This is a genomic window from Rheinheimera sp., assembly GCF_036568245.1.
In the GTDB taxonomy this organism is placed as follows: Bacteria; Pseudomonadota; Gammaproteobacteria; order Enterobacterales; family Alteromonadaceae; genus Alishewanella.
This window is the reverse complement of sequence record NZ_DATCSY010000251.1, coordinates 1-11,723: the sequence shown is the minus strand read 5'-3', so window position 1 is coordinate 11,723 and position 11,723 is coordinate 1. Positions and strand designations below refer to the sequence as shown.

The following is an 11,723-nucleotide window of genomic DNA, read 5'->3' as shown; positions in this document are numbered from 1 at the left end:
TTGGCGAGTTCCCGGAAGTGCAGGGCATTATGGGTATGCACTATGCCCGCTTAGATGGCGAGAACGAAGCGGTGGCTCTAGCGCTAAACGAGCAATATATGCCGCGCTTTGCCGGTGATGAGTTGCCAAGCCGGCTGGAAGGTGCTGCGGTGGCGATAGCCGACAAACTGGATACATTGGTCGGTATTTTTGGTATCGGCCAGGCACCCAAGGGCGACAAAGACCCCTTCGCGTTGCGTCGTGCAGCAATTGGCGCGCTACGGATTATGGTTGATAAGCAGCTGCCACTGGACTTGGTTGAGGCGATTGCCTTTAGCCAGCAAAGCTTTGGTACTAAGCTGACTAACAACAACGTAGCGGAAGACGTGCTGGATTTTATGCTGGGCCGTTTCCGCGCCTGGTACGAAGCCGAGGGCTACAGCGTTGATGTTATTCAGGCGGTATTAGCGCGCCGGCCAACCAACCCGAGTGATTTCGACCGCCGGGTAAAAGCGGTGGCAGAGTTCCGTAAACTGGACGCTGCGGCTGCACTGGCTGCAGCGAATAAGCGTGTAGCCAATATTCTGGCCAAGGTTGAAGGCGATATCGCCAATACCGTTAACACCGCTTTATTGCAGGAAGATGCCGAGCAGGCGCTGCACAGCGCTATTGTTGCAGAGCAACAGTATCAGGCTGGCAAGCACAGCTATGCGGAGGGCCTGGCACACCTAGCGGCTATGCGTGAAGTGATCGACAACTTCTTCGATAAAGTGATGGTTAATGCCGATGACGCCGCAGTGCGGGCAAACCGTCAGGCGCTGTTAAAGCAACTGCGCGAGTTGTTTTTGCAGGTAGCTGATACCTCAGTGCTGCAGTAATTTGGCAAACCTAAAAGCGGCAGGATACTTCTTGCTGAGTAATTAAGCGGAATCGGTTTGCCCTAAGCCAACCGTCTCAGCCCTGGATGGGCTGAGAGGAGCCCCCACGGATGGGTTTACGGCGTGTTGGTGTGGGCAAACCGATGCAAGCTACAAGCTGAATTGACCGGCATCAGCTAAACAAGCCGGTTTCCCTCTGTGCACCAAAGCGGTGTCTGTTTGCACCAGCCTTAAGCAAAAATTGCTTTATCCTCTGCTAAGTCTTTCAATAAAGCATTTAAAATCAGCTTGTTAGTTTGTTGGCATTTTTTGTGCTTTGTATAAAGCAATAACACCAGCGCAGACTGGTGTCAGCACAAATTGATTTAAGTACAACGCATTGCGTTGTACGGGCAACGAAGCCCACGACAGGCCATTCTGGCACTGCTGTCGTGGGCTTTTTTTATGGCCTGAATAAAGCGCAAGAGGACAACAGATGCAGCAGACAACACAGATCCTGGTTATTGGTAATGGCATGGTAGGCCACCATTTTGTCGAACAGTTACGCGCCAGCGCACCTGGCGCTCATATTACCGTGCTATGTGGTGAATCACAGCTGGCCTATGACAGAGTTCACCTGTCAGAATACTTTAGCGGTACTTCAGCTGAGCAACTGGCGCTAACCACAGAACAGGCTTACCGCGATGCTGGTATCAGCTATCGGCTGAACTGCTGGGTTAGCCATATCGCCCGCACTCAACAACTGGTGATGACGACCGACGGCGATACCTTTTACTACGACAAACTCATTCTTGCCACCGGCTCTTATGCGTTTGTTCCGCCGATTAGCGGCAATACGCAACCGCATTGTCTGGTGTACCGCACCTTACAGGATTTAGACGCCATAGCGGCCAGCGCTGCCGTTAGTAAAGTCGGCGTGGTGATCGGCGGTGGTTTGTTGGGACTGGAAGCGGCTAATGCGTTAAAACAGCTTGGTTTACAAACGCATGTGGTGGAATTTGCGCCACAACTGATGGCGGTACAACTGGATAACGCCGGCGGACAGATGCTGGCAGAGAAAATTGCTCAGCTTGGCGTACAGGTGCATACCGGCAAAGCTACCGAGGCCATAGTGCCGGGCGAGCAATGCCGCTATCGCTTGCAGTTTGCCGGTGGTGATAGCCTGGAAACCGATTTGGTGTTGTTCTCGGCAGGGATCCGGCCGTACGACGAGTTGGCCCGCACTGCCGGTTTGCCGCTTGGTGAGCGTGGTGGGGTGTTAGTAAATGATCAATGCCAGACTGCCGACCCGAATATTTACGCCATAGGTGAATGTGCTGCCTGGCAGCAAAAGATTTTTGGCTTAGTGGCTCCGGGCTACCAGATGGCGCGGGTGGTGGTTAGCCAGTTAACCGGCGGCGACAAAAGTTTTACCGGCGCCGATATGAGCACCAAGTTAAAGCTGCTGGGTGTAGAAGTGGGCTCGGTGGGCGATGCACATGGCCGCACCGCCGGTGCCTTAAGCTATGTATTTACCGATCCAAGGGCGAAAATATACAAAAAGCTGGTGGTAAGCGCTGATGGCAAGCGCCTGCTGGGCGCTGTAATGGTGGGTGATACCGGCAACTACGATATGTTGCTGCAGTACTGTCTGAACGCTATGCCGCTGCCCAAACAGCCTGAGCAACTTATTCTGCCGGCCAGCAGTACCGCGGCCGCACCGGCGCTGACGCTGCCGGCCAGCGCTACTGTGTGTTCATGCCATAACGTGGCTAAGGGCGACATAGTGGCGGCGATGGATGCCGGCTGCTGCGACCTGGCGGCGGTAAAAAGCTGCACTAAAGCCAGCACCGGCTGCGGTGGCTGTACAGCGCTGCTGAAATCGGTGGTGGACGATGAGTTAAAAAGCCGCGGTGTCGCAGTTAACAACCATCTGTGCGAGCATTTTCACTATTCGCGCCAGGAATTACTGCATCTGGTGCAGGTTGAACAAATTACTACCTTTGCAGAGCTGTTAAGCCGGCACGGCCAGGGCGGTTTGGGTTGCGATATCTGCAAGCCTGCCGTGGCGTCAATACTGGCATCCAGCTGGAATGACTATGTGCTGAAAACACCGCATGTCGGCCTGCAGGACACCAACGACACCTTTTTAGCCAATATGCAAAAAGACGGCTCGTACTCTGTGGTGCCGCGCATTGCCGGTGGTGAGATCAGTGCGGAAAAACTGCTGGTGATAGCCCAGGTGGCATTGGAGTTTAACCTGTACACCAAAATTACCGGCGGCCAGCGTATCGACTTGTTTGGTGCCCGGCTGGAACAACTGCCGGCTATCTGGCAGCGGCTGGTGGCTGCCGGTTTTGAAACCGGCCATGCCTATGGCAAGGCGCTGCGCACGGTGAAATCCTGCGTTGGCAGCACCTGGTGTCGCTACGGCGTGCAAGACAGCGTCGGCCAGGCTATAGCTATTGAAAACCGCTACAAGGGCGTGCGTGCGCCGCACAAAATTAAGATGGCGGTATCAGGCTGCACCCGCGAATGCGCTGAAGCGCAAAGTAAAGATATCGGCATTATTGCTACCGAAAATGGCTGGAACTTGTATGTCTGCGGTAATGGCGGTATGCGGCCACGCCATGCCGACTTATTTGCTACAGACTTAGACACTGCCACGCTGATCCGCTACATCGACCGCATTCTGATGTTTTACATTCGCACTGCCGACCGCTTGCAGCGTACCTCGGTCTGGCTGGAGAAACTGGATGGTGGCCTGGCGTATTTAAAGCAAGTGGTAATTGAAGACAGCCTGGGCATAGCGGCAGAGTTAGAGCAGCAAATGGCCTTGCTGGTAAACCGCTATGCCTGTGAGTGGCAGCAAACACTGAACGACCCTCAGGCGTTAAAACGCTTCAGACAATTCGTCAACAGCCCCGAGGCCGATAGCAACATCGTCTTTGTTGAAGAGCGCTCGCAAATCCGCCCGGCCACGGCAGATGAAAAACGCCAGTGGCAGCAACAGCAAATTCCGCTGACAGAGCTGCCGGTAAGCAAATAACCAGACAGGAGAACAATGATGAGCTGGACAGCCATTTGTAATGCAGACGAACTGGTAGAAAACAGCGGCGTATGTGTGTTGTTTGATACTGAACAGGTTGCCGTGTTTTTAGTGCAAGCCGCTGATGAAACTCTGTTATACGCGGTAGGAAATTACGATCCGGCTGGCGGTGCCAATGTGCTGTCGCGCGGCATTATTGGTTCGGTTAACGGCCAGACAGTAGTGGCTTCACCACTGTATAAACATCATTTTGATCTAAGCAGCGGCAGCTGCCTGGAACTGCCGCAGCTGCAGATCCCGCTGTATGACGCCAAACTGCAGCACGGTCAGCTGTGGTTAAAAGCGCGGGCAGAGCAGGCGGCTTCGGCAGCCTGAACGACAGAGCAATATTTTTTAACAGGAGCTGATTATGCGGTTACTCAATTATGTTTTGCGTGCTTCCGGCGGTGATGTATTGCCCTGGGCGGGGTTTTGGCGCCGTAGCGCAAATGATTCAACTGCAGGCGACAGACGAAAAAGCGATACCGGCCGGGTAATACTGATGGGGGCTGGCCCTGGCGATCCGGAACTGCTGACACTGAAAGCTGCCCGTTTTTTGCAGCAGGCTGATGTGCTGCTGTTCGATAATCTGGTCAGTGCCGACATCCTGGCTATGGCGCCCCGGCGCTGCAAAAAAGTGTATGTTGGTAAAAGAGCCGGCCAGCATGCAATGTCACAGCATGACATTAACCAGCTAATACTGCACTACGCCGCTCAGGGCGGCCTGGTGGTGCGGTTAAAAGGCGGTGATCCGGCGATTTTTGGCCGGGTGTCGGAAGAGGCCGCTGCGCTGCAGCAGGCCGGTATCGCCTTTGCCATAGTGCCGGGCGTCACCACTGCCTGCGCGGCAGCTACTTACAGTGGCATAGCGCTGACCGCGCGCGGCAGTGCAGCTGCAGTGCAATTTTTAACGGCACAATTTGCCGATCCGGCACGCCAGCCGGATTGGTCGGCCTATCAATACCGTGCAGCGGGCGCTAACCCAACCTTAGTGGTGTATATGGGGCTTGGCCGCCTACAGCAGCTCTGCGATGGCCTGCAAAGCGTTGGCTGGCCGGCCGATACTGCTATTGCGTTACTGGATCAGGTAAGCACAGCGGCGCAGCAGGAAGTAACGGGCAACCTGGACAATATAGTGGCGCGTTATCACGCCAGTAAACTGAACGGGCCAACGCTGATAGTGGTGGGTTGCGTAGTGCAACAACGGATGGCAGTGGATTTGCGCTTACTGCAAGCTGCTAGCCTTGGCGAGCCAGCAGCCACAGTATGACTAAGCTTTGCGCCAGTACACAGCTTTGCCAGAACCACAGCGGGTGCAGCTGCAACAGGCTTTTCGGCGCCTGAAACGCCGGATTAGGCTGGCGCAGGTCATAAATAAATTCCGATAACGCCTGATAGCGCTGCGCCGGGTCGGGCTGCAGCGCTTTTTGCAGCGTGAAATCCAGCCAGGCAGGTAAGTCTTCCCGCTCAGTTGCCGAGAGTGGCTGATACCGAAGCTTCTTCTGTGCTTTCAGGCTGCGGCAACGTGCCACCTGCGGCCCGTACGGAAACTGCCCCGACAGCAGCTGATAAGTCAGCACAGCCAGCGAAAATTGATCAGCACTTTCAGTACCGGCAGCGCCAAGAAAGTACTCAGGTGCGCAATACAGTGCCGTGCCGGGGATGATACCCGCAGCGTCATTATCAGTTTGTAAGCCACTGAGCCGCGCAGCGCCGAAGTCGATAATTTTTACCAGCCCCTGTGAGGTCAGCAGCAGGTTTTCCGGCCGGATATCCTGATGCAGTATCTCGCTGCGGTGCAGCGCCTGTAAGCCTTTAGCCGTTTGCTCTATCAGGTTTCTTACCTGCTCCAGTGTCGGTTTGGGCTGATCCAGCTGCCATTGTCGTAAGGTTTGGCCTTCAATGTAATCAAACAGCGTATACAGCGCTGTGCGCGGTGTTTTGTGGCTGGCCGCCTGCATGATATGTGGGTTATTCACCCGCTTCGCTATCCACTCTTCACGCATTAGCTGTTCCAGATACGCCGGTTGTTCAGCCATCTCGGTAGACGGTGCTTTAAGCACCATAAGTTTGTCGCTGCCGCTGGCTTGTACCAGATACACATGGCTGCGGCTATTTTGCTGCAGCGGCCGGATCACAGTCAGGCCGTCCAGGGTATCACCGCTTTGTAGCAGCGGCGGCAGCGGCAGCTGTTCATCGACATACCCCGGCAGCGTGCTTTGTTGTGGTACAGCGTCAACCCGTACCAGCTGCAGGCTGATATTGTCGTCGCTGCCAGCGGCCAGTGCCGCTTCGGCCAGCTGTTGGGCCAGGGCATTTAAGTTGGGCTGCGGGCTGTTCAGTAATGTCAGCAGTGCCGGCTGTGGCAGTGTTTCAAACAAACCGTCGGTGGCCAGCAAAAACACATCGCCCTGTTGCAGCGGCAGGCTGTGATAATCAATGTTTAGTTCTGCACTGGCACCGAGTGCCTGACTAAGATAGCTCTGGCTGCCCCGCCAGACCCGGTGATCGCGGGTCAGCTGTGCCAGTTGTTGCTGGCGCAGCAGGTAAATGCGGCTGTCGCCAACATGCAGTAAGTGAGCGTGTTGCTGGCGCAGAATAAGGCTGCTGAAGGTACAGGTGTAGCCTTTATCCGGGTCGCTACCATAGGGGCTGTTGCGGTTTTGGCCATGCAGCCAGTGGTGGCAGGCTTTAAGTACCTGCATTCCGGCATGACGCACCGACCAGGCCTCGCTGGTGCAGTAGTAGTCGGCCAGAAAGCTTTTTACCGCGGTTTCGCTGGCCAGCTGGCTGACACTGCTGCTGCTGACGCCGTCGGCCAGTGCCAGCACAGCGCCTTTGTTACTCAGCAGCGGCTCAGCAGGTACATTGGCCGCGCAATGATCCTGATTCAGTGCTTTACGGCCGGCGCAACTGTACTGGCCGACCGTTAACTGCAGCGCCATATCAGGGTTTTACCAGGCTGGCATTGTTGTTTAGCACTGTGCTGTTAACCAATTGTCGTTTTGGCGCAGTTTTATAATGGGTGCTGTACAGTGTCAGGCCGGTAAAAGCCAGGCCGCCAACCAGATTCCCCAGCGCAGTAGGGATCTCGTTCCACAGCAGATAATCCATAATAGAAAATTCGCCGCCCATCATCATCGCAAACGGGAATAAAAACATGTTTACCACCGAGTGTTCAAAGCCCATATAGAAAAACAGCATAATAGGCATCCACATGGCGATGGCTTTGCCGCTGACGTGGGTAGAGATCATTGCGCCTACCACACCCAGTGACACCATCCAGTTACACAGCATGGCGCGCATAAAAATGGTCATCCAGCCGGCGGTACCGTGGGCGGCATAACCTAAGGTTCGCGATTCACCGACATCGGCCAGTTTATCGGCAATGGCACCGGCATCGGTGTTAAAACCCATCGTCAGCACAAAGGCCATCATAAAGGCCACTGTTAAGGCGCCGGCAAAGTTGCCGCAAAATACCAGGCCCCAGTTGCGTAGCACGCCCTGCACGGTAACGCCGGGGCGGCGGTCCAGCAACGCCAGCGGTGCCAGTACAAACACGCCGGTTAACAGGTCGAAACCCATCAGGTACAACATAATAAAACCGACCGGAAACAAAATAGAGCCGGCCAGAAACGAGCCGGTCTGCACTGCCACGGTAACGGCAAATACTGCCGCCAGCGCCAGAATGGCGCCCGCCATATAAGCCCGTACCAGCGTATCGCGGGTAGACATATAAATTTTTGCTTCGCCGGCGTCGACCATCTTGGTGACAAACTCGGCAGGAACTAAGTAAGCCATTGTTTAACCCTTCTGTTGTTGCAATTGTTATGGCCTCAGAGCGTGCTGCATAAATGCAAAAAGGCGTCCGGATCAACCTGAGTTGATCGCGGGACGCCTTTGTCCTGAAGTCTGATTGTTCAGTAGCCGCTGTGTGGCTGCTGCAAATATAACCACAGCAAGTTAAATGCCAGTTAGTGATAAACGCTTAATGCATTGAATAGTATCAGTTTATTTTTGTCTGGTTGTTGCCGTCGAACAGAGGTTGGCGCCAGGCTGGTGCATTTTTAAGCATGTTGTGCACTGCTAAGGTGCGCAGCCGACTCGTTATAGTTAGCCGCTGACGCTGCCTGTTCAGGCTTTTAGCGGCCTGGCGCTATAGCAGTATTTCTGGAACAGGCATTGCAGTGCAATTGGATGGTTTTCCATCCTGCAGCGAGGCAAAACGGATGACACCGTTAACAGAACGCTATTTACTGGCAGCGCAGCAGGCACATATTAATGCGCTGCAACAATTGCCGGACAGTTGTGCGCTGGTTAGTGCGGTGTGTGAACTGATACATCAGTTGCAGCGCGAGCGCGGCATCAGCAATATTTTTCTTGCATCAGCTTCTGCGCTGTTTGCCAGCCAGCGCGAGCAACAGCTGCAACATAGTTTGCAGGCAGCACAGCAGCTGCATGCTGTGCTGAGTTTTCCGCAGCAGCAACTGGCAGCCGGTAGCAGGTTGTTTAGTAAAATTGCGCTGGCATTGCAGGGTATGGATCAACTGGCGACATTGCGTAAGCAAATCGCGACACAGCATATTACGCCTTTGCAGGCTACGGCGGCCTTTAGCCGGTTGATTGCGGTTTGGTTGGCGGTAGTGCTGGAGCTGGCCGATTTGGCTTGTGACGCCAGTATCAGCCGAAGTTTAGTAGCGCTGTTTAACTTGTTGCAAGCCAAAGAATATGCCGGTCAGGAACGGGCCTGGGGCGCTATGGGGCTGGCATCAGGCCGGCTGGATGCCGAACTGGCGCAGCGGCTGGCGTTGCTGCAGCATGCGCAGCAAGACAGTGCCGATACCTTTTTGCAATTTGCCGGCGCCGGGCATTGTCAGCAGTGGCATACGCTGCAAAACAGTGCTGGCGGCGCTCAGTTGCAGCAGCTGCGCCAGCTGATACAGCAACTGGCTGGTACTGATCATAGCGTGCCCGCTATCAGCGATATCTGGTATCAGCTTGCGACCGAACGGATAGATGCGATGCATCAGTTGCAGGGCGCAATACTTGTTTCACTGCAGCAACTTGCCGTAAATGGTTTGCGGGTGGCGCGCCAGCAACTGCGTACCCAGCAGTATCAGCTTTCCTCGCTGGCAGGTTTACCGCAGGATGCCGGATTTGGTGTGCTATTCGACCCAGCCATGCCCGGGCTGTACGGCGCTTCGTCAGAGCGGGTTAGCAATGCCAGCAATTTTACCGCACCAAACCGCGCCTTTTATCAGTTGCTGTCGGAGCAGGCGCAGCAAATCAGCCAGATGCAGACTGAACTAAGTGATGCCCGCCAGGCCGTGGAGCGACAAAAGCGGATTGATCGCGCAAAACTGTTGCTGATGCAACATAAGCAATTCAGTGAAGAGCAAGCCTACCGTCAGCTACAACACAGTGCCATGCAGCGCCAATGCAGGATTGCCGATATAGCCGAGGCTGTTATTCAGGCTTTGTGCGCAGAGCCTACATAACTACCCACTAACGGAAGGATTATTGCTCCAGCAGGCGGTATAGCAGTTGTTTTACTGCCTCTGGTTCAAAAGGCTTATCGCACAAGGCATTAACACCACTTTGGGCGATATTTGCCAGATGCGCATCGTTAGCTTCGCTGGTTACCATAAGTACCGGTATGTGTGACAAGGTGCTGTGCTCGCGGATAAACTCGGTCAGTTCCTGACCGTTTACTTCCGGCATGTTGTAATCGGTTACTACCAGATCAAACATTTGCTGTTGTAACAGGCTCATCGCTTGTTGGCCGTCTTCAGCTTCAACAATATGCTGCATACCTAAATTACTCAGTACGCGGCGAATGTGGTTACGCGCCAGCCGGCTATCATCCACCACCAGTACCCGTACGTCATGCACATCAAATAAGGTCAGCTCAAGCTCCGCCGGGCTTAGCAGGTCTACCGCGGCATTCAGCGCCTTACCCAGCTGCATCGCATCAAAGGGTTTGGGTAAAATGGCCACCACGCCAGATTGCTTAAAAGCTTCCAATTGCGCTTTGCGGCTCTCGCTCGATACCAGTAGAAACGGGATCTCAGTCGTTGCCGTATCGGCCTTTAACTGTTTAAGCAGTTGTTCAGCGGTGCCGTCAGCAAAATGCAGCGCACAGGCAATAGCATCGGGCTTGTGCTGCGTTATATGTTGCAGCGCCTGCTGAATGCTGGCCGCTTCAACCACCTGATTAACGTTTTCTTCTGCCAGCTTTTTGCGAATTATCTTGCGCTGCACATCGGAGGGGTCAACCAGCAATATATGTAAATCGGCAGGGGACAGTTGCATAACGGCTCCGCAACAAGCTAAAAACGGCATTTTGCCATAGTTTTTAATGGGTGATGTACAGTTAATTTCAAAGCAATATTCGAGAATTATCAGCTCTCCATTAGTTAAAAAGATTGCTGTACCGAATTCATTGCTTTACTTTAATTCACAGGGAGAGCGAACTGTATTGATGCGCAGGGATGTACCGCGATGAAAAAACTCTTATTAATTGCCTTAGTAGCTTTAGGTGCCTGGAATTACTACCAGAAGCAAAACACCCCACAACCTTACTCTCAACCAGCTGAATCTGTACTGCCGGATTATGCTGAGCAAGTGCAAGCAGCCCGTAACGTCTCAAGGCAACCGAACTTTCAGTGTGATGGGCGTCAGCACTGTAGCCAGATGACATCTCGAGCTGAAGCAGAATTTTTTCTACGGAATTGCCCTAACACCAAGATGGATGGTGATAGAGATGGTATACCTTGTGAGAATGATTCGAGATTTTAGGTGGCTTATATGTTTGTAGAACCATCAGCTACCATTAAGGTGAGGAGAATAAATGAATTTTGAGACTTTCTGGGCCGATTTAGCTGTCACATTGCTTGGAGGTGTCGTACTGACGTTTCTTTTCTTTCTGTTTAGGGAAAGGGTATTTCCGCCATTTGACATTACAGGAAAATGGTATTTGCAGATGACTACAGAGAGTTCAGCTTACAACCCTTATAAGGGGATGATTCTTCGTTATGTTTTAGTAATCTGGAGAGAGGGGGGCTGCATTAAGGGGAGTGCAGAAAAGATCTACGAAAACTCTTCCACTGGTGAACGCGAATTTATCGGCAAATCGAGAACAAGAGCAATCATAAATGGTTCATTAGAGAAGAACTATTTAAGTAAAGACCGTATATTTTTGCATGTAGTTGAAGATGGACATGGTAGGCAATCTACAAACTTCTATGATGTTGTTGCAACGACAAAAACTGAGCTCGCAGGCACTTTTAAATCCATGGTTGCCGATCAAAATGGGCGCGTATTGATTCAAAGGGCGCCTTTTTGAAGCAACTACTATTTTTCTTGGTATTACCTCTACAGTTGGTCTTAGTCGTCTTTTTCGTCCTGAATATAATGGACGTAAGAAGCCGTATAAGAATCTGCTTAGATAAAGTCGATACAATAAGTAATAGTTCGCTAGACAGCTATGTTCCTTATCTCGTTGCTGCGGAAGACCATCGATATTTCCAACATTTTGGTGTTGACCCAATTGGGGTCGCGAGAGCTATATTTGTCAAATTATCGAGAGGGAAAATTCAAGGTGCTAGTACAATTGAGCAACAGTTTGTCCGAGTAGCCACTGAAGATTATGAGAGGTCTGGACTTCCCCTAAAACAGTAGACACTCCTTAGGTTAGAATACAACTTTAGGAGGGCACCATGTCCAAGCAACGTTTTACACCAGAATTCAAAGCTGAAGCAATCAAACAAATCACCGAACGTGGTTATTCCGTTAAGGAT

12 protein-coding genes are annotated in these 11,723 nt (G+C 52.8%); 9 read left to right on the top strand and 3 right to left on the bottom strand.

Annotated elements, in window-relative coordinates; translation table 11 throughout:
- From glyS to cobA, 4 genes are all read left to right on the top strand, one after another.
- On the top strand, positions 1 to 857 hold an 857-nt coding region (gene glyS / locus VIN66_RS11525; protein WP_331924128.1), incomplete at its 5' end, for a glycine--tRNA ligase subunit beta.
- A gap of 475 nt (positions 858 to 1,332) precedes the next feature.
- On the top strand, positions 1,333 to 3,885 hold the full coding sequence (gene nirB, locus VIN66_RS11520) for a nitrite reductase large subunit NirB (protein ID WP_331924127.1): 2,553 nt from the start codon (positions 1,333 to 1,335) through the stop codon (positions 3,883 to 3,885).
- A 15-nt stretch (positions 3,886 to 3,900) separates the two neighbouring features.
- Positions 3,901 to 4,260, top strand: coding sequence for a nitrite reductase small subunit NirD (gene nirD, locus VIN66_RS11515; RefSeq protein WP_331924126.1), 360 nt, complete (start codon positions 3,901 to 3,903; stop codon positions 4,258 to 4,260).
- A 34-nt stretch (positions 4,261 to 4,294) separates the two neighbouring features.
- Complete coding sequence (cobA, locus tag VIN66_RS11510) at positions 4,295 to 5,194, top strand: uroporphyrinogen-III C-methyltransferase (RefSeq protein WP_331924125.1); 900 nt, start codon at positions 4,295 to 4,297, stop codon at positions 5,192 to 5,194.
- Here the strand turns inward: cobA and VIN66_RS11505 are convergent.
- Together VIN66_RS11505 and VIN66_RS11500 are read right to left on the bottom strand one after the other, a co-directional pair.
- On the bottom strand, positions 5,163 to 6,869 hold the full coding sequence (locus tag VIN66_RS11505) for a protein kinase domain-containing protein (protein ID WP_331924124.1): 1,707 nt from the start codon (positions 6,867 to 6,869) through the stop codon (positions 5,163 to 5,165). The two genes, cobA and VIN66_RS11505, sit on opposite strands and share 32 nt — an antisense overlap.
- Before the next feature lies 1 nt (position 6,870).
- Positions 6,871 to 7,725 carry a formate/nitrite transporter family protein gene (locus VIN66_RS11500; RefSeq protein ID WP_331924123.1) on the bottom strand — a complete coding sequence of 285 codons (855 nt, stop codon included), beginning with the start codon at positions 7,723 to 7,725 and terminating at the stop codon, positions 6,871 to 6,873.
- Positions 7,726 to 8,153: 428 nt separating this feature from the next.
- On the opposite strand from VIN66_RS11500, the gene VIN66_RS11495 reads away from it, so the two are divergent.
- Positions 8,154 to 9,422: a nitrate- and nitrite sensing domain-containing protein gene (locus VIN66_RS11495; protein ID WP_331924122.1), complete on the top strand. Its 1,269-nt coding sequence runs from the start codon at positions 8,154 to 8,156 to the stop codon at positions 9,420 to 9,422.
- A 19-nt stretch (positions 9,423 to 9,441) separates the two neighbouring features.
- Here VIN66_RS11495 and VIN66_RS11490 read toward each other — a convergent pair whose 3' ends face one another.
- Complete coding sequence (locus VIN66_RS11490; protein ID WP_331924121.1) at positions 9,442 to 10,236, bottom strand: response regulator; 795 nt, start codon at positions 10,234 to 10,236, stop codon at positions 9,442 to 9,444.
- Positions 10,237 to 10,425: 189 nt separating this feature from the next.
- Here VIN66_RS11490 and VIN66_RS11485 point away from each other — a divergent pair, with 189 nt between their 5' ends.
- From VIN66_RS11485 to VIN66_RS11475, 4 genes are all read left to right on the top strand, one after another.
- Positions 10,426 to 10,722: an excalibur calcium-binding domain-containing protein gene (locus tag VIN66_RS11485; protein ID WP_331924120.1), complete on the top strand. Its 297-nt coding sequence runs from the start codon at positions 10,426 to 10,428 to the stop codon at positions 10,720 to 10,722.
- 52 nt (positions 10,723 to 10,774) lie between these two features.
- Positions 10,775 to 11,269 carry a hypothetical protein gene (locus tag VIN66_RS11480; RefSeq protein WP_331924119.1) on the top strand — a complete coding sequence of 165 codons (495 nt, stop codon included), beginning with the start codon at positions 10,775 to 10,777 and terminating at the stop codon, positions 11,267 to 11,269.
- A gap of 68 nt (positions 11,270 to 11,337) precedes the next feature.
- Positions 11,338 to 11,604 carry a transglycosylase domain-containing protein gene (locus VIN66_RS18810; protein ID WP_349257536.1) on the top strand — a complete coding sequence of 89 codons (267 nt, stop codon included), beginning with the start codon at positions 11,338 to 11,340 and terminating at the stop codon, positions 11,602 to 11,604.
- 38 nt (positions 11,605 to 11,642) lie between these two features.
- Positions 11,643 to 11,723: transposase (locus VIN66_RS11475; RefSeq protein WP_331924129.1), on the top strand; the 81-nt coding region annotated here is incomplete at its 3' end.

Excerpts from the sequence above, each read along its gene's own strand:
- nirB (WP_331924127.1), top strand. The coding sequence starts at position 1,333 with ATGCAGCAGACAACACAGATCCTGGTTATTGGTAATGGCATGGTAGGC.
- nirD (WP_331924126.1), top strand. The coding sequence starts at position 3,901 with ATGATGAGCTGGACAGCCATTTGTAATGCAGACGAACTGGTAGAAAAC.
- cobA (WP_331924125.1), top strand. The coding sequence starts at position 4,295 with ATGCGGTTACTCAATTATGTTTTGCGTGCTTCCGGCGGTGATGTATTG.
- VIN66_RS11505 (WP_331924124.1), bottom strand. The coding sequence starts at position 6,869 with ATGGCGCTGCAGTTAACGGTCGGCCAGTACAGTTGCGCCGGCCGTAAA.
- VIN66_RS11500 (WP_331924123.1), bottom strand. The coding sequence starts at position 7,725 with ATGGCTTACTTAGTTCCTGCCGAGTTTGTCACCAAGATGGTCGACGCC.
- VIN66_RS11495 (WP_331924122.1), top strand. The coding sequence starts at position 8,154 with ATGACACCGTTAACAGAACGCTATTTACTGGCAGCGCAGCAGGCACAT.
- VIN66_RS11490 (WP_331924121.1), bottom strand. The coding sequence starts at position 10,236 with ATGCAACTGTCCCCTGCCGATTTACATATATTGCTGGTTGACCCCTCC.
- VIN66_RS11485 (WP_331924120.1), top strand. The coding sequence starts at position 10,426 with ATGAAAAAACTCTTATTAATTGCCTTAGTAGCTTTAGGTGCCTGGAAT.
- VIN66_RS11480 (WP_331924119.1), top strand. The coding sequence starts at position 10,775 with ATGAATTTTGAGACTTTCTGGGCCGATTTAGCTGTCACATTGCTTGGA.
- VIN66_RS18810 (WP_349257536.1), top strand. The coding sequence starts at position 11,338 with ATGGACGTAAGAAGCCGTATAAGAATCTGCTTAGATAAAGTCGATACA.